The following is a 22,929-nucleotide window of genomic DNA, read 5'->3' on the forward strand; positions in this document are numbered from 1 at the left end:
CTGAGCCTGATGGTCGTGGCTTGATATCGTTCGCGTCGATGACGTGGTTCAGGCGGCTCGCTTCGTCCCGGCGAGCAGGGTGTCGAGATTGGCGTAGCTGGCGGCGACGCCGTCCTTCATGCCGCTGGCGAGCGCCCCGTCGCGGGCCTCGCGGGAGGAATAGAGCACCGTCACCGCGAGCTCGGTCTTGCCGGCACGCTCGCTGAGCACGAGGGTCGCCAGCGCCTCGCCGCCGGTCCAGTCCTGGTCGAAGATCTCGGTGCGGACGATGCGCTCGGGCGCTGCGATCTCGCGGAAGACGCCGCCCATGCCCATCTCGGCGCCGTCCGGGCCGTGCCAGAGATGGCGGAAGGCGCCGCCGACCCTGAAATCGGCCTCGCACTCGGCGAGCGACCAGCCCGGAGGGCCGCTGAGCCAGCGCTTCAGCAGCTCGGGCCGGTGCATCGCCTCGAAGACCAGCGCGCGCGGCGCGTCGAAGATGCGGGTCATCCGGATCTCGCGCTCGCTCGGCGTCGTCACGCTCAGGGCGGGTGTGGTCGTCATTCTGTCTCTCCCTGTCTGCTTGCGGCGGTCTTGGCTGCGTCCGCCTTCATCTCGTCGAGCAAGGCGTCGAGGCGCTGAAAGGTTCCTTCCCAGAACTGGCGATAGCTCTCGAGCCAGCGATTGGCCTCGGCGAGCGCCTGGGGCTCCAGCCGACAGGGGCGGCGCTGGGCGTCCCGCCCGCGCGAGATCAGCCCGGCGCGCTCCAGCATCTTGAGATGTTTGGAGATCGCCGGCTGGCTCATCGCGAAGGGCTGCGTGAGCTCGGTCACCGAAGCCTCGCCCAAAGCCAGCCGGGCGAGGATGGCCCGGCGCGTCGGATCGGCGAGCGCGGCGAAGGTGGCGTCGAGACGTCCGGAAGGGGACATTAAATACCCTATTGGTTATATAACAATCAGGTTATGCAATGGGAGAGCCACGCCTGTCAAGCGGTGCCATGCGGGTGGAGCATTCCGCCCAAGGCGGCGCGATCCTTGTGCGTCAGGCGGCTTCGGGGTTAAGAGCGGCGCCATGAGCACCACCGACTCCGCCGCCGCAGCGCTCTCCGTCTGGATCGCGCTCGAAAGTCCCACCCGCCACCTTCCCGGCGTCAACGGCATGATGGACCTCGTCGCGAAGGAGGTCGAAGGCCTGCCGATCGCGGTGGAGCGCCTGCCGGGGCGGGACGGCCTCGGCGATGCGCTGATCCTGCGGGCCGGGCTCGACAATGGCGAGAAGGCCGTCAGCCTGATGTCGCATCTCGACACGGTCCACCCGGTCGGGACCAGCGCCAAGGAACTGCCGGTCAGGATCGAGGGCGACAGGCTCTACGGGCCGGGCGTCTACGACATGAAGGGCGGCGCCTGGCTGGCGCTGCAGGCCTTCAAGGAGGTCGCCAAGGCGGGTTCGGCCAAGCGACCGCTCGTCTTCCTGTTCACGCCGGACGAGGAGATCGGCTCGCCGACGACGCGCGGCGTGATCGAGGATATCGGCCGGCAATCGACCGCAGTGCTGGTCACCGAGCCGGCGCGCGAGGGCGGCAGGATCGTCACGGCCCGCAAGGGCGTCGGGCGCTTCGAGGTCAAGCTCGAAGGCCGGCCGGCGCATTCCGGCTCGCGCCATGCCGATGGGCGCAGCGCCATCCGCGAGGCGGCGCACCAGATCCTGGCGATCGAGGGCATGACCGATTATGCACGGGGCATCACCACATCGGTCGCGCTGATCGGCGGCGGCACGGCGGCCAACGTCATTCCCCAGCATGCCTGGTTCAGCGTCGACATGCGCGTCACCACCGTCGCCGACGGCAAGATGATGGAGAACCGCATTTTAGGCCTCGCTCCGCGCGATCCCGATGTCAGGCTGACCATCACCGGCGGCATGAACCGCCCGCCCTATGAGAAGTCGGAGTCGGTTGCCGCCCTGTTCGAGACGGCGCGCGGCGTCGCGGCCGGGATCGGGCTCGACCTGCAGGACTGCCCGATGACGGGCGGTGGTTCCGACGGCAATTTTACCGCCGCGCTCGGCGTGCCGACGCTGGACGGCCTCGGCATCGACGGGAACGGTGCCCATACGCTGCAGGAATATGCGCTGATCTCCTCGATCGCGCCGCGCCGGGCCCTGATCAAGGGATTGCTCGAGGCGGTGTGAGCCGGCTCCCTCCTTCTCCCCTCGGGGGAGAAGGTGTCTGCGAAGCAGACGGATGAGGGCAGCGCGGCCGGATGAGTGGAGTGGTATCGTCGTCGAACCGTCCTTCCCTCATCCGTCAGCGCTTCGCGCTGCCACCTTCTCCCCCGAGGGGAGAAGGAAAGAGAGCCTCTTCCGTTAGCCGGCCAAATCCGCTCTGATCCTTCCAAGGCCGCCTGACGGCCGTTCTCGGGAAGGGAAACGGGCATGAAGAACTGGATCGCGGGCGCCCTTGGCGCTGCTTGCATGATGGTGGCGGGAATGGCGTCGGCGCAGGACCTGATGGTCGAGAAGAAGGTCTTCGAGCTGCCGAGCTTCACAACGCAGTCCGGCCGCACGCTGAAGAACGTCAAGGTCGGCTGGGAGAGCTACGGCACGCTCAACGCCGACAAGTCCAACGCGATCCTGATCTGCCATTTCTTCTCGGGTAATTCACACGCCGCCGGGAAATATGCGGCCGCGGACGCGGCGCCCGGCTATTGGGACGCGATCGTCGGCCCCGGCAAGGCGATCGACACCAACAGGTATTTCGTCCTGTCCTCCGATACGCTGGTCAATCTCAACACCGGCGATCCCAAGACCACGACCACCGGCCCGGCCTCGCTCGATCCCGATACCGGCAAGCCCTATGCGCTCGATTTTCCGATCGTCACCGTCGGCGATTTCGTCAATGTCCAGAAGGCGTTGGTCGAGAGTCTTGGCATCAAGAAGCTGGCGCTGGTCACTGGTCCCTCGATGGGCGCGCTGCAGACCTGGGAATGGGCTGCGAGCCATCCCGAGATGGTCGCCAAGGCGATGCCGGTGATCGGCGCGGCCGAGGCCGATGCGCAGCTCATCGCCTGGCTCGACGTCTGGGCGGCGCCGATCCTGGTCGATCCGAACTGGAACAAGGGCGACTATTACGGCAAGACGCCGCCGAATGCCGGCCTCGCCAAGGCGCTGGCAGTGGTGACGTTGCAGGCCAATCACGGTGACTGGACCAACGGTACTTTCGGCCGGCGCGCCGCCAAGGAAGGCGAGGAGCCGGGCAAGGCTCTTAGCAACCGCTTCCAGGTCCAGAGCATCCTGGACAATGCCGGCGAGGCGCGCGCAAAAGTCTCCGACGCCAACCATTTCCTCTATCTGGTCAAGGCCAACCAGACCTTCGCGGCCGGCGGCAAGTCGCTCACTGAGGGCGCGGCAAAAATCAAGGCGCCGGTGCTGATGATCACCCAGCCGAAGGATCTGGTCTTCACCACCGATACGATCGGCAAGACCGCCGAGGCGATGAAGCAGGCCGGAGTCGATCTGACCCATATCACGATCCAGGGCACGCGCGGCCATCTCGACGGCGTGATCTCGATGAAGCAGGCGGAAGGCGCGATCCGGACCTTCCTGGAGAAGTGAGGCTAAGCCTTGAGCGCGCATCGCGTCTCGCTGCGGGAGATCACAGCCGAGACCGTGCGCTCCATCTGCGCGCTGGAGCCCCATGACGGCCAAAGGGGCTTCGTTGCGCCGAACGCGCTCTCGATCGCCCAGGCCTATTTCAATCGCGCTGCAGAATTCCGGGCCGTCTATGCCGGCGAGACGGCCGTCGGCTTCATCATGTGGCGCCCGGGCGAAGCGGACGATGCCTGCGTTCTTTGGCGCTTCATGATCGACAAGGGCGGGCAGGGCAAAGGCCATGGCCGGGCGGCCCTGCAGCTCTGGTTCGAGAGGCTGCGGTCGCAGGGGATCAAGACGGTGCGGACGAGCTATGTCGCCGGCGATGCGGGGCCGCACGGCTTCTATCTCGCCCAGGGCTTCAAGGATACGGGTGCGCAACTGCCGAATGGCGAATGGCTGATGGAGCTCGCGATCTAGCGTCCTTGACGATAACGGACCCCGGCTGACGAAGCTCGGCGCTACGCCTCTGCCGGCCGCCGGGACAAGCGGCGGTCCAGCCAGAGCAGGGCGAAGCCGGCGGCGATGAAGCCGGCGGCCATGACGAGAGCGGTGACCACCACGGGGTGCCAGCCGAGCCGGCCGATGTTCATGAAGGGATAGGCGTAAACCCCTTCCCATGCGGCGCGCGCGAACGCATAGGCGAAATAGACCGCCGGCAGGAGCGTCCACCACAGAGGATCGGCACGGCGAAGCCCACCTTTCGGGGCGAAGAGCAGCCAGAACAGCGGGACGAGGATTGGCGCCACGACATGCAGAAGCTGATCGGCGAGCTTGTCGCCGCCGCTGAGCTCGAGCATGCCGCGCAGCAGAAGCGCATAGACGATCCCGACGAGCATCATCGCGACCGTCACCCCGCCGAGCCTCGCGGGGGAGGCGAAGTCCGATCGGCCGAGCGCTGCGCCTGCCAGCACGATCGCCGTCAGAAGATTGGCGATGACGGTGAAGTAGCGCAGCATGATCCAGAGCGTTTCCGGCCAGGTTCCGACCCGCGAAAGGCTGGCATTGAACTGGACGACCAGCCCCCAGCCTATGATCAGCGCGACCACGCCCGCCATGGCCCGCGTCGTCCCCGACAGATCGCTCATCATCCGCCCCTGACCACCGCGCTCACGCCGTCGATCACGAACTGCACGGCGAGCGCGGCGAGGATCACGCCGAGCAGACGGGTCAGCACCACATTGCCGGTGACGCCGAGAAGGCGCGCGATCGGCGTCGCCAGGAAGAAAGTCACGAGACAGGACAGGATCACCAGGCCGCAGATCAGCGCCAGCGAGCCGAGCATGGCGAGGTTGCCGTCGGCGCGGCCGGCGAGCAGCATCATCGCGGTCAGCGCGCCCGGGCCCGCCATCAGCGGGATGGCGAGCGGGAAGGCGGCGACGTTGCGGATGTGATCCTGGGTGATCGCGATCTCGGCGGTCGCCTGTTTGCGCTCGTTGCGGCGCTCGAAGACCATCTCGAACGAGATCCAGAACAGCAGGAGCCCGCCGGCGATGCGGAAGGCCGGCAGCGAGACGCCGAGCGCCTTCAGCACGACGTCGCCGGCCAGGCCGAAGAAAGCCATGATGCAGAAGGCAATGATGCAGGCGCGCAGCGCGACCTGTCTCCGTTCGTCGCTCGACATGCCGCGGGTCAGCGACAGGAAGATCGGCGCAAGCCCCGGCGGGTCGAGCGTGACCAGGAGCGTGACCAGCGCGGAAGTGAGATATTCCAGGAACATAAGGCGAGCTTAGCCATGCCGCGGGCCCCGCGTCACGCGCCAAAGATGGCGGGATTGTGGAGGGGCTGCGAAAGAGAGTCAGAAACCTCCCTTAAAGCATTGATATAAACGGGTTTTATTTTCTCTGGATGGCGCCCTCTTTTGCTGGCTTCGCAGCGCGGAATCGGGTAGCCAGAAGCCTGAAAAATCGTAGGAATCGGGACCCCATCCCTTGAGCGAAGACGACAGCAACGACCCCCGCGACGGACAGCCGGACGAGCCGCATTTCGGCGGCGACATCAAGCCAATCGCGATCACCGACGAGATGAAGAAGAGCTATCTCGATTACGCCATGAGCGTGATCGTGAGCCGCGCTCTTCCCGACGTGCGCGACGGATTGAAGCCGGTGCACCGGCGCATCCTGTTCTCGATGCACGAGAACAAGAACCTGCCCGACCGGCCCTATACCAAATGCGCCCGCATCGTCGGCGACACGATGGGTAAATACCATCCGCACGGCAATCTCGCGGTCTATGACGCGCTGGTGCGCATGGCGCAGGACTTCTCGCTGCGCCTGCCGCTGATCGACGGCCAAGGCAACTTTGGCTCGATGGACGGCGATTCCGCCGCGGCCGATCGTTACACCGAGGCGCGGCTCGACAAGGCGGCGATGCCGCTGCTCGAGGACCTGGACCTCGACACCGTCAATTTCCAGCCGAACTATGACGGCAAGGAGCACGAGCCGACCGTCCTGCCGGCGCGCTACCCGAACCTGCTCGTCAACGGCGCCGGCGGCATCGCCGTCGGCATGGCGACCAATATCCCGCCGCATAATCTCGGCGAGGTGATCGACGCCTGCGTCGCGCTGATCGACGATCCCGAGCTCTCGATCGACGACCTGATCGAGATCGTGCCCGGCCCGGATTTCCCGACCGGCGCCTCGATCATGGGCAAGAGCGGCATCCATTCGGCTTATCATACCGGGCGCGGCTCGATCGTGATGCGCTCTAAGACCCATATCGAGGAGCTGCGCAAGGAGCGTGAGGCGATCATCGTCACCGAGGTTCCCTATCAGGTGAACAAGGCCTCGATGGTCGAGAAGATCGCCGATCTCGTCCGCGAGAAGCGGATCGAGGGCATCGCCGACCTGCGCGACGAATCCAGCCGCGAGGGCGTGCGCGTCGTCATCGAGGTCAAGCGCGACGCCATGGCCGACGTGGTGCTCAACCAGCTCTACCGCTACACGCCGCTGCAGACCTCGTTCGGCGCCAATATGGTGGCGCTGAACGGCGGCCGGCCGGAGGTGCTGAACCTCAAGGACTTCATCTCGGCCTTCGTCGAGTTCCGCGAGGAGGTCGTCTCCAGGCGCACGCGCTACCTCCTGAACAAGGCGCGCGAGCGGGCCCATGTGCTCTGCGGCCTTGTCACCGCCGTCGCCAATATCGACGAGGTCATTCGCCTGATCCGCACGGCGCCGACGCCGGCGGCGGCGCATGAATCACTGATGGCGCGCGACTGGCCGGCCGAGGACATCGCGCCGCTGATCGCGCTGGTCGACGATCCGCGCCACCCGATGAACGCCGACGGCACCTATCGGCTGTCGGATGCGCAGGCCAAGGCGATCCTGGAACTGCGCCTGGCCCGCCTGACGGCTCTCGGCCGCGACGAGATCGGCGAGGAACTGTCCAAGCTCGCGACCGAGATCGCCGACTATCTCGACATCCTGCGCTCGCGCGCCCGCATCCAGTCGATCATCAAGACCGAGCTCACCGAGGTGAAGGACGCCTTCGCCACGCCGCGCCGGACCGTGATCCATGAATGGGGCTCCGATCTCGACGACGAGGACCTGATCGCGCGCGAGGACATGGTCGTGACCGTGTCCCATGCCGGCTATATCAAGCGCGTGCCGCTCTCGACCTATCGGGCGCAGCGCCGCGGCGGCAAGGGCCGCTCGGGCATGTCGACCCGCGAGGAGGATTTCGTCACCCGGCTCTTCGTCGCCGACACGCATACGCCGATCATCTTCTTCTCCTCGCTGGGCCAGGCCTACAAGGAGAAGGTCTGGCGGCTGCCGCTTTCGGCGCCCAATGCGCGCGGAAAATTCCTCAACAACATGCTGCCGCTGGACAAGGACGAGCGCATCACCACGGTAATGCCGCTGCCGGAGGACGAGGAGAGCTGGGACCGGCTCGACGTGATGTTCGCGACCCGGACCGGCAATGTCCGCCGCAACAAGCTTTCCGACTTCGTCCAGGTCAACCGCAACGGCAAGATCGCGATGAAGCTCGACGAGGGCGATTCCATCGTCGACGTGCAGATCTGCTCCGAGCATGACGACGTGCTGCTGACGACGGCCGGCGGCCAGTGCATCCGCTTCGCCGTGCCGGAGGTGCGCGTCTTCAAGGGCCGCGATTCGACCGGCGTGCGCGGCATCAACCTGGGCAAGGGCGACGAGGTGATCTCGCTCGCGATCCTCAAGCATCTCGATGCGACGCCGGACGAGCGCGCAACCTATCTGAAGGACGCCGCCGCAGCCCGCCGGGCCATCAGCGGCGAGGCTGAGGACGTCGAGGCGGCAGCACCGGCAGGCGAGGGCGAGGAGACCACGGGGGAGGTCGAGCTCGGCGCCAAGCGGCTCGAAATGCAGCTCGCCGAGCAGTTCATCCTCACCGTTTCCGAAAAGGGCTACGGCAAGCGCAGCTCGTCCTTCGAGTACCGGGTGACCGGGCGCGGCGGCAAGGGCATCGTCGCCATGGTCGTCAACGAGCGCAACGGCAAGCTGATCGCCTCCTTCCCGGTCATCGACAGCGACCAGATCATGCTCGTCACCGATGGCGGGCAGGTCATCCGCGTCCCGGTCGACAAGGGACCGGACAACCGCATCCGCATCGCCGGGCGCTCGACGCAGGGCGTGACCGTGTTCAACACCGCCGATGGCGAGAAGGTCGTCTCGGTCGAGTGCATCGGCGACGATGGCGAAGAGGACGAGACGGAGGGCGAGGCACCGGCCGCCGAGGATGGGCCCGAGCAGGAGAGCTGAGCCTGGCTCAACCCGTGGCGGGCGCGTGCCCGCCATGGTTCGACGTTCCGGCAGGCGGCCGCCTCAGCCCACGACCGAGACCAGGACCGACAGCCAGATCAGGAGCACGCCCGAGACGAAGGCGCGCCGCGCGGGGACGACCTTCTCGGCCTCTTCCTCGGCAACGGGCGTGGTGGCGATCCAGGTGACGGAGCCGAGCGCGGCGAAGCCGATGAAAGCGAGTGTCACGACCGCGACATCGCGCGGCGCCCAGGGCGAGGGCTCATGCACGCCCCAATAGCCGAGAAAGGCCATGCCCACGGCGAACATGGTCGCGGAGGCCGAGCATAGCCCGACGATCGAACCGGTTGGCGCGCGCATGCACTTGGCCTTCCGCCCGTTTCCACAATGAAACTATAGCGTTTGGCACGGGTCAATGGACCCCGCCATGCAGGCGCGTCAGCGGGTCAGCGGGTCAGCAGGGTCGGTTGGGTGCTGCCGGCGGGACGCAGCAGGGCGTCGACATCGGGCGCGAGCGAGGGCGCATCAAGCGGGCCACTCAGCACGAGAGGGACGGTCAGGGAGCCATTGGCCTGATTGAGCTGGCCGCTCATCTCGATCCAGCTCTCGGGCAGCGAGGCCTGACCCGCGAGCGTCAGCCGATAGGTCGGGCCGGCCATCTGCGCGTCCGTGATGGTGGCGGTGCCGTTGGCGATCGTGGCGGTCGCGCCGGCGCTGTCGAAAGCCGTCTTGCCCTGGCGCCATTCGCGCAAAGCCGCCATCGGGCTGCGCTCGGCCCGGCGCAGCAGGTCGAGGAAGGCGAAGCCGCCAAGCTCGCCCTGCCGCAAGGCGATGCTCGCCTTGCCAGTGAGCGAGGCGACGACCTCCTCGGCCGTGGTGCCGGTCCCGTCCAGCGCCAGCTGCAGATTGCCGCTGCCGCTCAGGCGCGGCAGGCCGGGCAGGTCGGCGACGCCCTGGGCGAGGTTGATCCTGTCGAGATTGGCCTGCAGCCGGACCTCGACGCCGGTAGGGGCGGTGCTGGCCAAAAGCCGTCCCTTGGCGCTGCCGCCATAAGCGGCAGCCCGCAGCAGGCCCGCCTCGAAGCGCCCCTTCTTGACCAGCAACTGCGTCGCGACCTCGGTGACGCGCGCGCCGCCGCCCAGGCGGGCGGCGTCGACCGAGACGCGCAGGTCGATGTCATGGGCGGTCCAGGCCTCGAATTCGAGCGGCGTCGGGCCGGCCTCGCTCCGTGCCGGTTTCGGCAGGTCGAGCCGGCCATAGAGCCGGCCGAGGTCGAGCGCGGCGCCGGCGAGCGTGCCCGACAGCGACCAGCGCGGCCCGGCCTTGCCGAGGGTGATCGCACCGTCGAGCCGGTCGCCATCGAGGATGGCGCTGGCGTTGCTCAACGAGATCTCGCTGCCCTTGACCTGGGCCTCGGCGGTGAGATTGAGCTGGCCGATGGTGGCGGCGAGCCGGGGCGTCTCGCCGAACCAGCCGAACAGCTCGGGCAGCGATCGGGTGGAAAGGCTGAGCTGGCCGTTATAGACCGGCCAGCTCAGCCCCGAGCGCGTGCCGTCGAAGCGCAGGTTCATCAAGGCGGATGTCGCGGAGAACGAGAGCCTGGCCTGCTCGCCGGCCGTCGGCCAGAGCAGATTGACGTCGGTGGCGACGCCGCGCCAATTCACCGTCCCCCCCGCGGCTATCGGTTCCTGCGGCTCGCGTTCGTCGACGATCAGATTGATGTCGCGCAGGATGGTGCGAATCTCGCCACGGGCACGCGCGAAGACCGAACCGCCGATGATGACGATGCGGCTCTGGTTCTGGAGCCCGGTGAGATAGGCGAGCGGGGTTGCCAGCCACTCGGTGAGATCGTCTTCGGTTCCGGCGACGGCGATGTCGATTTCCGGTGAGATCAGGTCGATCCGATCGAAGGAGAGCCGGCCGACCAGGAGCGGCAGCAGGCGCGCCCGTGCCTTGAGCTGCACCGCCTTGCCGGCCAGCATGCCGTCATGCTGGGCAAAGGCGACCTGCGAGAGCTCGACGCGCGGCAGCGGCAGGAGGGCGATCTCCGCCCGCTCCAGGCTGGTGATCTTCAGGCCCGTGCGGTCTTCGATGCCGGCGATGACATGGCGCTCGATCCGCCCGACCGCGATGCCCCATGACTGCAGGCCGAGCAGCACGAGGCCGATGGCGAGGCAATAGGCGAGGATGGAAACGCGTCGTGTCATGGGCCCTGGGCCGGAGCTGCGACCGGAATCGAACCGGAGGTCAAGCGTGGATCGGTTTATGACGATGCCGGAGGCTTGTCGAGTTTGTGCCCGGCATCCCGGCTCGCCGGCTGTGGATCGGCTTCGGAAACCGGGACGCCAAGGGCGAATCACGCCTTCGTGGCACCCGCTCGCGCCAGAATGATGGCGGGATAGAGCCCGGCGAGCACGATCAGCAGCGCCGCGAGCGCCCCATCCTCGAAGACGCCGCGCGAGGCGTGTCCGTAGACGATGGTGGCGAGCGTATCGACATTGAGAGGGCGCAGCAGCAGGGTCGCCGGTAGCTCCTTCAGGCAGTCGACGAAAACGAGCAGCGCGGCCGCGGCGATGGCGGGGCGGGCGAGTGGCCAATGGACCTGGCGCAGGACGTCCCCCGCATTCGAGCCGAGCGCACGCGCCGCATCGTCGATGCGCGGCGATATCCGGGAGAGGCCGCTCTGGATGCCGGAGATCGCGATCGACAGGAAGCGCACCAGATAGGCGATGACCAGAGCCGCTCCCGATCCGATCAGGACGAGGCCGGGGCTGGCGCCGAACCAGGCCGTGACGGCATTGGCGAACGCGTTGTCGAAGGCGGCGAGCGGGACCAGCAGGCCGAGCGCCAGGACGGTGCCGGGCAGGGCATAGCCAAGCGAGGCGATGCGGGCCAGCGCCGGCAGCCAGGGCTCGCGCCCGATGCGGCCGGCGGCGACGATGCCGAGCCCGAGCGCGACGACGAGCGCGGTGGCGCTGCCCGCGAGCAGCAGGGCATTGGCGAGATTGCCGAGCAGGGCGCCGTCGAATTGCTGGAGCAGGCCGCGCGCGAGCACCTGCTGCACCAGGAAGCCGATCGGCAGCAATGCGCCGAGCAGCACGGGCAGGGCGCAGGCGAGGCCCGCTCCGAGCGCGGCGCGACGCGAGAGCGGGCTGCGGCCGACCGCACGCGGCTGGCGCACCGACAGCGAGAAGCGGCGGGCGCCGCGCAGGCGTGCCTCGCTGGCGATCAGGAGCACGACGAGGATCAGCATGACGCAGGCGATCTGCGCCGCTCCCGGCAGCGAGCCGCGGTTGAGCCAGGTCGTGTAGATCGACAGGGTCAGCGAGTTGATGCCGAGATATTCAGTCGCGCCGATGTCGTTGAGGGTCTCGAGCAAGGCCAGGGTCAGCCCGGCCGCCAGAGCCGGCCGCGCCATCGGCAGGCCGATTTTCCAGAACAGGGTGCCGCGCGAGGCGCCCAGCGTGCGCGCCGATTCCACGATCGCCGCGCTTTGCAGGCCGAACAGTGCCCGGACGCTGAGATAGACATAAGGGTAGAGCACGATCCCCATGACGAAGACCGCGCCCACCAAGTTGCGCGGATCGGGGAACCAGTAGTCACGCAGGCTGCGATAGCCGGTCACCGCCCGCAATGCGGTCTGCAGCGGGCCCTGGAAGCCCATGATCTCGACATAGATATAGGCGGTCAGATAGGTCGGGATCGCCAAAGGCAGGACCAGCAGCCATTCGAAGGCCCGCCTGCCCGGAAACTCGTATTGCGTGACCAGCCAGGCCGTGCCGACGCCGGTCAGCGCGCAGAACAGGCCGACGCCCAGCATCAGCAGCGCGGTGTTCGCGAGCGCGCCCGGGATGACGTTGGCGGCCAGATGCGGCCAGATCGACGCGGCGTCAGGGGACAGCGCGGTCAGCCCGAGCGCCAGCACCGGCAGCGCGACGAGGCCGGCGCCGAACAGCGAGGCGAAGGCGAAACGGCTCGACGGCCGCCACAAGCGTGACGGCTGTCGCATCGTTCCGGCAGTGGCGTTCAGGCTCAATTGTCGAAGCCGACCTTGTCGACGAGGTCGGCGGCGGCCTTGCGGTTCTTGCCGATCTCGGTCAGCGGGGTGGTGTCGACATTGACCTTGCCGAGCAGCTTCACCGCGGCGCTTTCCTTGACGTCCGGGTTGACCGGGAACTCGAAATTGCCGTCGGCATAGAGCTCCTGCGCCTTCTCACTGAGCATGTACTCGATCAGCTTGACGGCGTTCTCGCGATTGGGCGCGTTCTTGGCGATCGCCGCGCCCGAGATGTTCACATGGGTGCCGGCGCCGGCGAAGGTGGTCTTCAGCGGCTTGATCGCGTCGTACCAGCCCTTCTGCTCGTTCTTGGCGTTGCTCATCAGCCCGATATAGTAGGTGTTGATCACCGCGATGTCGCAAAGGCCCGACTGGATGTCGCGGGCGACCTCGCGGTCGCCGCCGCCGGGCTTGCGGGCGACGTTCGCCTTCACGGCCTTGAGCCAGGCCTCGGTCTTCTCGGCGCCGTGGCGCGCGAGATAGGCGCCGAACAGCGCGTTATTATAGGGATGCTGGCCGGCGCGGATGCAGAACTTGCCCTTCCATTTCGGGTCGGCGAGATCCTCGTAGGTGATCGCGTCCTGCTGCACCCGGTCCTTCGAGACGATGACGATGCGGGCCCGCTTGGTCAGGGTCACCCAGTTGCCGTCCGGGTCGCGCAGCTGCGCGGGCACGATCTTGTCGACCGCGGCCGACTTGATCGGCTGGGTGACGCCGGCATTGGCGGCGGAAATCATCTGGGCGGCGTCGACCATGATGATGACGTCGGCGGGGCTGTTGGCGCCCTCGGCCTTGACGCGCTCCTCGAGGCCATCCTTCAGGAAGACGGTGTTGACCTTGATGCCGGTGTCCTTGGTGAAGGCCTCGACGACCGGGTTGAGCAGGCCGGGCTCGCGCGTGGTGTAGAGATTGACGCTCTGCGCCAGGACGGGAGTGGCCAGCAGGCACGACGCCAAGGCAAGCAGAGGCAGACGTGTCTTCTCGATCATGGTTCGCTCCATCGGGTTCTATGGCCCGCTACGGGGTCGCAATAGGGGAGCGGTAGTGCAGGGGGATGCGCGCGGTCAACACAAAAAGGCGTTATAGATCAATTGCTTGTATGAATTCTAAAGAGCAATTTGTTTAGATGGATTCAAAAGAAGGTATCGTTGCGCGCCGGGCAATGCCGTACCGTCATTCCGGGCCCGGACCCAGAGCCGCCGAGTTCTCATGACGATGCGCCGCCTGTTGCATCGAACATGATGATCTACAGCGGTTCTGGGTTCCGGGCTCGCCACTGCGCAGCGCCCCTGAAAGACGCCGTGTTTCGATATGAAAACCGTGTGCTCTACGGCTGTGCGGCGAACGGCGATTGAGCGACGACGCGGACAGGGCCGCGCGCTTGCGGGTCGATCGAGCCGCGCAGGACGACGGCGTCGCTCATCAGGTTGTCGTCGTGCAGGGCGGCTTCGCGCGTCCGCATCCGGCGGCGCAGCGCCTGCAGCTGCGCCTCGTCGCGCGAGACGCCGACGCGCTGGTCGATGCTGCGGCGCTGGCTGGCGCTGAGCTCACCCGCGGCGCGGAAATCGACGAAATCGCGCGGGCTGTAGGGCCAGCGTGACGAGCCGGTGAAGGTCTTGACCTTGCCGTCGAGCACGACGCTGTCGCCGGGGCGCAGCGTGATGTCGCGCAGCAGCGAGACGCGGCGTTCGCCCTCCGCAACGATCGGTGGCCGGCAAGCCGGGTCGGCCGATTTCTCGTGGCCATAGGCGACCGGCAGGGAGCCATAGGTCTTGCCGTCCTGCGCGACGGCGCCGTCGATCGTGTCGGCGCCGGCCGAAACGCGAAAAACCTTGACCGGGATGCCCGGGTTCATGGCGCGGCAGAGAGCGTCATGCGCTTTCAGATCGGATTGCGCGTGCAGGTCGCCGAGCGGGGCGTGGAAGCCGTCGCAGAGCCTGACGCAAATGGTGCGAGCCATCCTGGTCGCCGCGGTCTTGGTCGCGACGGTTCTGGTCGGTACCCGGGAGCCCGCGTGACGCGCAGCCTGGTGCCGCCGCGGCGCGGCTTCGGTCGGCTTGAACGGGTTCAGCACCACCGGCGGATGCGCGATGCGCCCGTCCGGGATCGTGCGGAACAGCGGCAGCGTCCAGGTGTTGCGGGCAGGGGCATAAGCGCTGGCGCTGTAGACGCCGTCGCGCGGGGCCCGGGCGAGGCGGCGGCTGGCCGCTTCCTCGAGCTGGAAGGCGCGCACGCCGGCATCGTCGCCGGCCTGGACGAGGGATACGGTGAGGATCGCGCCGCCAGCGCCCAGTGACAGGCCAAGGGCCGTGAGGGCCGCTAGCCGGATGGGGCGCCCCGCATTGACCACAGGCGCAACCGCGCGGGCGGGTTCAGGAGGCAGGTTGCCCTGTCCAGAGGTCTCACGGACACGAAACATCGCGTCAACTCCACTCGCGCCTGTTCATCATCCGCCGCGAGGAAGGTGTAGTTTACTTTTCGTTAAGCTTCAACGGCGCGGCCCTGTCCGGCCACGAAAAATGGGCGCGTTGCTTAACGCAACGCGCCCAGTGGCCTGGCCATGAGGGGAGGACGGTCAGGTCTCGGGGTCGATCGTGATGTGGCGCACGACAGTGGTGTTGGTTCCCGCCGGGGCGGTATCGGACTGGCCTCGCAAGGCTACGGTCGCGGCGTTCGCCTTCGCCTCGTCGACACGCATCTGCTTGCGGAAGGAGCGGATCTGCCCCTCGCGGCGGGAAACGCCGACGGCGGCGTCGATCGTGCGCCGCTCCCTGGCGCTGAGCTCGCGCGAGTTGCGGAAGTCGCGGAAGTTGCGCGCGGTGTAAGGCCAGCTCGAGGAGCCCTCGAAGGTCGTGACCTTGCCGTCGAGCACGATGGCGTCGCCCGGACGCAGGGTGAAATCGCGCAGCAGCGAGACGCGGCGGTCTTCAGCGGTGGCGATGGCGGGGCGGCAAGCGGTGTCGGCCGAGGTCTCGTGGCTGTAGGCGACGGGCAGCGAGCCATAGGTCTTGCCATCCGACGCCGTGGCGCCGTCGATGCTCTCGGCGCCGGCCGCAACCCGGAAGACCTTGACCGGGATGCCGGGATTCAGCGCCGTGCACAGCGCCTCATGGGCCGGCATGTCCGATTGCGAGCGCAAATGGCCGATCGGCATGTGATAGCCGTCGCAGAGGCGCACGCAGATCGTGCGGGCGACATTGGCGGCGCCCGAGACGGTGTCGTAATGGGCGTTGGCGTCCGCGCTCTTCTTGCCGCTGCTGCGCTTCTTCACCTGGAGATTCACCGGCGGATGCGCGATGCGGCCGTCGGGATTGGTCTGGACCAGCGGCAGCCTCATGGGGATGCCGGCCGGGGCATAGGCCGAGGCTCGCGGAGCGAGCACCGCGCGCTTGGCTGCCTCCTCGAGGATGAAGGCGCGGACGCCGGCATCGTCGCCGGCCTTGACCAGCGAGACCGTCAGCATCATGCCGCCGACACCGAGCACGGCGCCAACAGCGCCGAACACGCCAAGCCGGACGCGTTTGAGAGTTTTGGTTTTGGTCGGTTGCGGGGCCGGAACATCATGGTCCGGCAGCGGCGGAACGTCACGGATGCGCAACATGGGCGACTCCCTATGGGTTCGGTCACTCGCCTATTGTTACGCTATCCTTAGTTCTTTCTACTTTAGGACACAATCCCGCCCTTGATGCAATCTCCGGGAAAACCCGAGGAGAATGACCAAAAATCGGCCGGATTAGCGACAGTTTTATGAAACTATGCCGGCTTTTAGCCGGATTTCAGACGTCCTGGCGATGCGCGGCCTGAGGAACGGCTACGGGGATGGCCGTTGCCGGGACCGGGGTCTGCTCGCCACGGTTGCGTCCAGACAACCAGGTGTCGACCTTGTCGAGGTAGAAATAGACCACGGGCGTGATGTAGAGCGTCAGCAACTGCGAGACGATCAGGCCGCCGACCACGGCGATGCCGAGAGGCTGGCGCAGCTCCGCGCCGGCGCCGGCGCCGAGCGCGATCGGCAGCACGCCGAAGATCGCGGCGAAGCTCGTCATCATGATCGGGCGGAAGCGGACCAGCGCTGCCTCGCGGATCGCGGTCAACGCATCGTCGCCCTGCTTGCGGCGTTCGATCGCGAAATCGACCATCATGATGGCGTTCTTCTTGACGATGCCGACGAGCATGAGGATGCCGATGATCGCGATCACCGACAGGTCCATGCTGAAATATTCGAGCGCCAGCAGCGCGCCGAGGCCGGCCGAGGGCAGGCCGGACAGGATCGTGATCGGGTGGATGAAGCTCTCGTAGAGAATCCCGAGGATGATGTAGATCACCAGGATCGCCGCGAAGATCAGCAGGCCCTGGCCCTTCAGCGCATCCTGGAAGAGCTGGGCCGAGCCGGCGAAGCTGGTGACGATCGAGGCCGGCAGATTGACGTCGCGCTCGGCCGCCCGGATGGCGTTGACCGCGTCGCCGAGCGAGATGCCCGGCGCGGTGTTGAACGAGATCGTCACCGCCGGCTGCTGCGAGATGCGGTTGACCGCGAGCGGGCCGACGCTCGGCTTGATCGTCGCCACCGTCTCGAGCGGCACGTTGAGCCCGTTCGCCGCCTTGAGCAGCAGGCGCGACAGGACGGCCGGGTCCTGCTGGTAGGCGCGATTGGCCTCCATGATGACCTGGTAGTCGGTCGAGGGCGTGAAGATCGTGGCGATCTGGCGCGAGCCGAAGGCATTGCCGAGCGCCTGCCGGATCTGGTCGCTGGAGATGCCGAGGCTCGCCGCCCGCTCGCGGTCGATCTCGATCGAGAGCTGCGGGTTGCGCAATTGCAGGTCGATATTGGCGTCGCGCAGCTGCGGGATCTGGGCGAGCCGCTGCTGCATCAGCGGGGCGTAGCTGAAGAGGGCGTTCAGATCCGGCCCCTGCAGCGAATAGAGATACTGGGCGCGTGACGAGCGGCCGGCATTGAGGTTGATGTTCTGGACCTGCTGGAACACGGCCGTGATGCCGGGCACTTCCGATGCGGCACGCCGGAGCCGGGCGATGACCACCTCGGCCTTGTCGCGCTCTTCCTTGGGCTTCAGCGCAATGAACAAGAAGCCGTTATTGGTGGCGTTGAAGCCGCCGATATTCGAGGTCAGGTAATCGACGGCGGGATCGGCCTTGACGATCGCCGCGATGCGGATCTGGCGCTCCGCCATGGCCTCGAAGGAGGTGTCGGGCGGCCCTTCGGTCGCGCCGCGCAGCAAGCCGGTATCCTCGATCGGGAAGAAGCCCTTCGGGATGCTGACATACATCTGCGCCGAGACGTAGACCGTCGCCAGCGTGAAGAGCAGCATCAGGAAACGCGCCTTCAGCACCGCGTCCAGCGTCCAGCGATAGGCACTGAGCATGCCCTGGAAGCCGGCCTCGAAGATGCGCTCGATCAGGCCGGGCCGCTTGTGGTGGTCATGGGCCTTGAGGAAGCGGGCGCAGAGCATCGGCGTCAGCGTCAGCGAGACGAAGCCCGAGACGATGATCGCGGCGGCGATCGTGCCGGCGAACTCGACGAAGACCTTGCCGACCACGCCGCCCATGAAGAAGACGGGGATGAAGACGGCGACCAGCGAGATGGTGATCGAGAGGATGGTGAAGCCGATCTCGCGCGAGCCGTCGAGCGCCGCCTGGAACGGCTTCTTGCCCATCTCGATATGCCGGATGATGTTCTCCAGCATGACGATCGCGTCGTCGACGACGAAGCCGACAGCCAGCGTCAGCGCGAGCAGCGAGATATTGTCGAGCGAATAGCCGAGCGCGTGCATGATCGCAAAGGTGCCGACCAGCGAGATCGGCAAAGCGAGCGTCGGGATCAGCGTCGCGGCCAGGCTCTTCAGGAACAGGAAGATCACCAGGACCACGAGCGCGATCGCGATCATCAGCGAGACCTCGACATCCTCGACCGCCTCGCGGATCGGTATCGAGCGGTCGTTGAGGACGTGCAGCTCCATCGCCGCCGGGAGCTGCGCGCGATAGGCGTCGAGCCGGGCCTTGATGCTGTCGACCACCTGGACGGTGTTGGCGTCGGACTGGCGGTAGACCGCGAGCATGATCGAGCGCTGGCCGTTATACCAGCTGCCGGTCTGGTTGTTCTCGACGGAATCATAGACCTGCGCCACGTCCTCCAGGCGGATCGGCACGCCGTTCTTCTGCGAGATGATCAGGCTGCCGTATTCGGCGGCGCGCTCCATCTGGCCGGTCGCGCCCAGCGTCAGCCGCTGGTTCGTGCCGTTCAGGGTGCCGACAGGCGAGTTCGAGTTGGCGGCCGCGATCGCGGTCCGGACGTCGCTGAGCGCCAGGCCACGGGCCGAGACCTCGTCCGGATTGACCAGCACGCGCACCGCGTATTTCTGCGCGCCGAAGATGTTGACCTGGGCCACGCCGGGAAGCTGCGAGATCTGCTGCTGCAGGATGTTCTCGCCGAATTCGTGCACCTCGTAGAGCGGCTTCGTCGCCGAGGTCAGCACCATGAACAGCACCGGCTGGTCGGCCGGGTTCACCTTCCTGAAGCTCGGCGGGGCAGGGAGCTCGGGCGGCAGGCGCCGGGTCGTGGCGCTCAGCGCCGCCTGCACGTCGAGCGCGGCGCCGTCGATATTGCGGTTCAAGTCGAATTGCAGGGTGATCGAGGTCGAGCCGAGCTGCGAGACCGAGGACATCGCGGTGATGCCTGAGATCGACGCGAATTCGCGCTCGAGCGGCGCGGCGATGGAGGAGGCCATCGTCTCCGGGCTGGCGCCCGGCATGCGGGCGCTGACATTGATGGTCGGGAAATCGACCCGCGGCAGCGCCGCGACCGGAAGCTGCTTGAAGGCGAACAGCCCGAAGATCAGGAAGGTCGCCATCAGCAGCGTCGTCATCACCGGACGACGGATACAGGCCTCCGGCAGGTTCATCAGCTGGCGCTCCCACGCTGCGACGTGAGGTTCGGCGGCGGGCTCTGGCTGCGGGTGCGCTCGATCGTGCGGGCGCCCTCCGTCAACAGGAGCTGGCCGTCGATGACGACGGTCTCGTCGCCATTCAGCCCGGAGGCGAGCACGACGCGGTCGTCGATCGTGCGGTCCACCGTCACAGGGCGCGCCCGTGCCACGCCGTCCTCGACGACGAAGACGAAGGTGCCGTTCTGGCCGTTCTGGACCGCCTCGCGCGGCACGGTCAGGGCGTCGGGCTCGACGCGCAGGGTCAGCCGGACCTGACACAGGGCGCCGGGCCAGAGCGACTCGTCCGCATTGTCGAAGATCGCGCGCATCTGGATGGTGCCGGTCGTCGCGTCGACGAGGTTGTCGACCACCGCGATCTTGCCCGCGACGCCGCGGCTGGCGCCTTGCGGCGTGGCGAGCGCCATGGCGGTGCCCGCATTCATCGCCGCGCGGATGTCGGGCAGGTGGCGCTGGGGCAGGGCGAAGCTGACATAGATCGGATCGACCTGGTTGATCGTCACCAGCGTGGCCGAGTTGTCGCCGGTCTTGGCGATGTTGCCTTCCTTCAGGCCGGCGACGCCGATGCGGCCGGAGACCGGGGCGGTGATCGTATAATAGGTGAGCTGCACCTTGAGCGCGTCGACCGCGGCCTCGCCGCCGCGGATGCTGGCCCTGAGCGTAGCGACCTGGGTCCGCGCGGTGTCGAGGCGCTGGTCGGTGGCGAAGTCGCGCTTGGCCAGTTCCTCCGCCCGCCGCAGGTCCGCTTCGGCGGAGCCGAGCGAGGCCTTGTCGCGGGCGACAGCGGCCTCGGCCTGCTTCAGCAGCGCTTCGGCCAGGCGCGAATCCAGGCGGAAGAGGACATCGCCCTTCTTCACATAGCCGCCATCGGGGAAGCCGACCTCGATGATCTGCGTATCGACGCGGGAGCGCACCGTCACGGTCGAGAGCGTCTGGACCGTGCCGATCGCGTCGAGCCGGACCGGCATGGCGCGCCTGTCCGCCCGGGCCGTCACGATCGTGACCGGTGGCCGCTGCGCTGGTCCGGCGCGCATCTGCGGGCCCGCAGCCTGTTGCGCCTGTGCGGCATAAGGCGGAATGACCTTGCCGTAAGGAATGCGGTCGAGCGGCCACGGAACCGTGCGGCCGGAATAATGCAGACCTGCGCCGACGGCGACCACGCCGAAAGCGGCCAGGACAGCAACGCGCCCAAGAGTCAGACCCGCCATGCGAAACCTTGCGCCAGAGGGGGACAGCCCCTGGTACCATTTGGAACGGTCGTCCCCCAAACCGTTCTAGCCGCAAGCATTTATCATGCCGGGGCGCGGGCGTAGGCGCAAGGGCGAAACGGGGTTAAACCCGCGATGTAGCGCGGATGTGACTGAGTATACTTTACGGCATCACGGAGTGAAGACTGCACGCTGAGCGCGTGTCAAAGCACCGTGACGACAATCCCGACCCACATGCAGAAGAGACAGGCGACGCCGAGCCCGAATACGACCGCGCGCTTCAGCAGGCGGTTCGATCCGACATGGATGAAGGTGTGGACGATCCGGGTCAGCACGAAGGCCCAGGCGAGCACGGCCATGACGGTGCCGGTGGCGCCGACCTCCATCGCCAGCATGATCAGCGCGAAGAAGATGACCGGCGTCTCGAACTGGTTGGCGTAGTTCGCCGCGGCGAGGCGGGCCGGTTCCGGATAGCGCTCGGTCGAGACCGCGACGTCGGCGACGCGCACCGCCTTGCTGGCAAAGGCCACGCGGCGGCGCTGGAACATGATGCACAGCACGACGAAGGTCCACAGGATCTGGGCCAGCGCGGGGTAGATCAGCTTGATCGTCATGAGACATCGTCTCCAGTTAAGGCATCAGTCCCAGGAGCTCGTCTCGAAGGCGCTTCTGCGCCAGACGTCATTGCGAGGAGCGTAGCGACGACGCAATCCAGGGGCCTCACGCAATCCCTCTGGATTGCTTCGCTGCGCTCGCAATGACGATCCTTTCAAGACCGCGTCGGATAGTTCGGGCTCTCGCGCACGATGGTGACATCGTGGACATGGCTCTCGCGCAGGCCGGCGCTGGTGATGCGGATGAAGCGGGCCTTGGCCTGGTAATCCGCGAGATCGCGCCCGCCGACATAGCCCATCGCGGCGCGCAGACCGCCGGCGAGTTGGTGAAGCACGCCCGAGACCGGTCCCTTATAGGCGACCTGGCCCTCAATGCCCTCCGGCACGAGCTTCAGCGCGTCCTTGATGTCCTGCTGGAAATAGCGGTCGGCAGAGCCGCGCGCCATTGCGCCGACCGAGCCCATGCCGCGATAGGATTTGTAGGAGCGGCCCTGGTACAGGAAGGTCTCGCCCGGCGTCTCGTCCGTGCCCGCCAGCAGCGAGCCGACCATGGCGCAGGAGGCGCCGGCGGCAAGCGCCTTGGCGAGGTCGCCGGAATATTTGATGCCGCCATCGGCGATAATCGGGATGCCGGCCTTGCTCGCGGCGGAAGCGGCATCCATCACCGCGGTGAGCTGTGGCACGCCGACACCCGCGACGATCCGGGTGGTGCAGATCGAGCCCGGGCCGATGCCGACCTTGATCGCATCGGCACCGGCGTCGATCAGGGCCTGGGCACCGCCCGCGGTCGCGACGTTTCCGGCAATGATCTGAACGGTGTTGGAGAGTTTCTTCACCCGGGTGACCGCTTCCAGCACCTTGGCCGAATGGCCATGGGCGGTGTCGACCACGATGATGTCGACGCCGGCATCGATCAGCAGCTCGGAACGCTCGAAGCCGAGATCGCCCGTCGTCGTTGCCGCGGCGACGAGCAGGCGGCCCTGCGCGTCCTTGGCGGCGCTCGGATGGGCGACCTGCTTTTCCATGTCCTTGACGGTGATCAGCCCGATGCAGCGATAATGGTCGTCGACCACGAGCAGTTTTTCGATGCGGAACTGGTGGAGCAGCCGGCGCGCCTCGTCGGGCGCGACGCCCTCGCGCACCGTGATCAACCGGTCCTTGGTCATCAGCTCGGCGACCGGCTGCTGTGGGTTCTGGGCGAAGCGGACGTCGCGGTTGGTGACGATGCCGACGAGCTTGCCGTTGTGGCCCTGCGGGCCGCGCTCGACGACCGGAATGCCCGAGATGCCGTTGTTCTTCATCAGCGCCAGCGCATCGGCCAGCGTCTCGTCGGGATGAATCGTGATCGGGTTGGCGATCATGCCCGATTCGAACTTCTTGACGAGCCGGACCTGCGCCGCCTGCTGATCGGCCTCGAGGTTGCGGTGGACGACGCCGAGCCCGCCGGCCTGCGCCATGGCGATCGCCATCTTGGCCTCGGTCACCGTGTCCATGGCGGAGGCGATGATCGGCAGCTTGAGCGAGATCGTCTTGGTCAGCCTGGTGGCGATGTCGACGTCGGACGGCATCACTTCGGACGGGCCTGGTTCGAGCAGGACGTCGTCGAAGGTCAGGCCGTCGCGGATGAGGGTGTCACTGATGCTTGCCATCGCCAACTCCAGGCCCGTTCGCGGGCATTCCAAGGCGGGCGGGAAGGGGCGCCCGCAACCGAGTTGACGAGGCCCGTTA

General features: G+C 67.0%; 18 protein-coding genes. 4 read left to right on the top strand and 14 right to left on the bottom strand.

Features of this window, described 5'->3' with window-relative positions:
- Positions 1-48: 48 nt before the first annotated feature.
- Both ACTIF2_RS18035 and ACTIF2_RS18040 read right to left on the bottom strand, forming a co-directional pair.
- A complete protein-coding gene (locus ACTIF2_RS18035; RefSeq protein WP_439498481.1) occupies positions 49-543 on the bottom strand; it encodes an SRPBCC family protein in 495 nt (164 codons plus the stop codon).
- Entirely contained in the window at positions 540-908 is a 369-nt protein-coding gene (locus tag ACTIF2_RS18040; protein WP_439498482.1) for an ArsR/SmtB family transcription factor, read from the bottom strand. Before ACTIF2_RS18040 ends, ACTIF2_RS18035 begins: the two co-directional genes overlap by 4 nt.
- A 142-nt stretch (positions 909-1,050) precedes the next feature.
- Between ACTIF2_RS18040 and ACTIF2_RS18045 the strand changes: the two genes are divergently transcribed.
- The 3 genes from ACTIF2_RS18045 to ACTIF2_RS18055 all read left to right on the top strand — a co-directional run bounded on the left by ACTIF2_RS18045 (position 1,051) and on the right by ACTIF2_RS18055 (position 4,044).
- Complete coding sequence (locus ACTIF2_RS18045; RefSeq protein WP_439498483.1) at positions 1,051-2,166, top strand: M20 family metallopeptidase; 1,116 nt, start codon at positions 1,051-1,053, stop codon at positions 2,164-2,166.
- A gap of 243 nt (positions 2,167-2,409) precedes the next feature.
- Positions 2,410-3,588, top strand: coding sequence for an E22 family MetX-like putative esterase (locus ACTIF2_RS18050; RefSeq protein ID WP_439498484.1), 1,179 nt, complete (start codon positions 2,410-2,412; stop codon positions 3,586-3,588).
- Positions 3,589-3,597: 9 nt separating this feature from the next.
- Positions 3,598-4,044, top strand: a complete 447-nt coding sequence (locus ACTIF2_RS18055; RefSeq protein ID WP_439498485.1) for a GNAT family N-acetyltransferase — start codon at positions 3,598-3,600, stop codon at positions 4,042-4,044.
- Positions 4,045-4,085: 41 nt separating this feature from the next.
- Here the strand turns inward: ACTIF2_RS18055 and ACTIF2_RS18060 are convergent, their stop codons facing one another.
- On the bottom strand, positions 4,086-4,712 hold the full coding sequence (locus ACTIF2_RS18060) for a Pr6Pr family membrane protein (RefSeq protein ID WP_439498486.1): 627 nt from the start codon (positions 4,710-4,712) through the stop codon (positions 4,086-4,088).
- On the bottom strand, positions 4,712-5,344 hold the full coding sequence (locus ACTIF2_RS18065; protein ID WP_439498487.1) for a MarC family protein: 633 nt from the start codon (positions 5,342-5,344) through the stop codon (positions 4,712-4,714). The genes ACTIF2_RS18060 and ACTIF2_RS18065 overlap by 1 nt, the downstream gene beginning before the upstream one ends.
- A gap of 304 nt (positions 5,345-5,648) precedes the next feature.
- Here ACTIF2_RS18065 and gyrA point away from each other — a divergent pair, with 304 nt between their 5' ends.
- On the top strand, positions 5,649-8,363 hold the full coding sequence (gene gyrA, locus ACTIF2_RS18070) for a DNA gyrase subunit A (RefSeq protein ID WP_439498564.1): 2,715 nt from the start codon (positions 5,649-5,651) through the stop codon (positions 8,361-8,363).
- A gap of 63 nt (positions 8,364-8,426) precedes the next feature.
- Here gyrA and ACTIF2_RS18075 read toward each other — a convergent pair whose 3' ends face one another.
- The 10 genes from ACTIF2_RS18075 to guaB all read right to left on the bottom strand — a co-directional run bounded on the left by ACTIF2_RS18075 (position 8,427) and on the right by guaB (position 22,850).
- Entirely contained in the window at positions 8,427-8,723 is a 297-nt protein-coding gene (locus tag ACTIF2_RS18075) for a hypothetical protein (RefSeq protein WP_439498488.1), read from the bottom strand.
- An 86-nt stretch (positions 8,724-8,809) separates the two neighbouring features.
- Entirely contained in the window at positions 8,810-10,570 is a 1,761-nt protein-coding gene (locus tag ACTIF2_RS18080) for an AsmA family protein (RefSeq protein ID WP_439498489.1), read from the bottom strand.
- A 149-nt stretch (positions 10,571-10,719) separates the two neighbouring features.
- Complete coding sequence (locus ACTIF2_RS18085; RefSeq protein ID WP_439498490.1) at positions 10,720-12,372, bottom strand: ABC transporter permease; 1,653 nt, start codon at positions 12,370-12,372, stop codon at positions 10,720-10,722.
- 23 nt (positions 12,373-12,395) lie between these two features.
- Complete coding sequence (locus tag ACTIF2_RS18090) at positions 12,396-13,409, bottom strand: extracellular solute-binding protein (RefSeq protein ID WP_439498491.1); 1,014 nt, start codon at positions 13,407-13,409, stop codon at positions 12,396-12,398.
- A 338-nt stretch (positions 13,410-13,747) separates the two neighbouring features.
- A complete protein-coding gene (locus ACTIF2_RS18095) occupies positions 13,748-14,839 on the bottom strand; it encodes a DUF2865 domain-containing protein (protein ID WP_439498492.1) in 1,092 nt (363 codons plus the stop codon).
- Positions 14,840-14,995: 156 nt separating this feature from the next.
- Positions 14,996-16,021 carry a DUF2865 domain-containing protein gene (locus ACTIF2_RS18100; protein ID WP_439498493.1) on the bottom strand — a complete coding sequence of 342 codons (1,026 nt, stop codon included), beginning with the start codon at positions 16,019-16,021 and terminating at the stop codon, positions 14,996-14,998.
- Between the two features lie 175 nt (positions 16,022-16,196).
- On the bottom strand, positions 16,197-19,337 hold the full coding sequence (locus tag ACTIF2_RS18105) for an efflux RND transporter permease subunit (RefSeq protein WP_439498494.1): 3,141 nt from the start codon (positions 19,335-19,337) through the stop codon (positions 16,197-16,199).
- Positions 19,337-20,587, bottom strand: coding sequence for an efflux RND transporter periplasmic adaptor subunit (locus ACTIF2_RS18110; protein ID WP_439498495.1), 1,251 nt, complete (start codon positions 20,585-20,587; stop codon positions 19,337-19,339). Before ACTIF2_RS18110 ends, ACTIF2_RS18105 begins: the two co-directional genes overlap by 1 nt.
- A 203-nt stretch (positions 20,588-20,790) precedes the next feature.
- The gene (locus ACTIF2_RS18115) at positions 20,791-21,201 is read right to left on the bottom strand and encodes an MAPEG family protein (protein WP_439498496.1); all 411 of its coding nucleotides are present in this window, start codon (positions 21,199-21,201) and stop codon (positions 20,791-20,793) included.
- A 155-nt stretch (positions 21,202-21,356) separates the two neighbouring features.
- Complete coding sequence (guaB, locus tag ACTIF2_RS18120; protein ID WP_439498497.1) at positions 21,357-22,850, bottom strand: IMP dehydrogenase; 1,494 nt, start codon at positions 22,848-22,850, stop codon at positions 21,357-21,359.
- Positions 22,851-22,929: the final 79 nt, after the last annotated feature.

It is taken from the genome of Allobosea sp. (genome assembly GCF_051860145.1).
Lineage (GTDB): Bacteria > Pseudomonadota > Alphaproteobacteria > Rhizobiales > Beijerinckiaceae > Allobosea.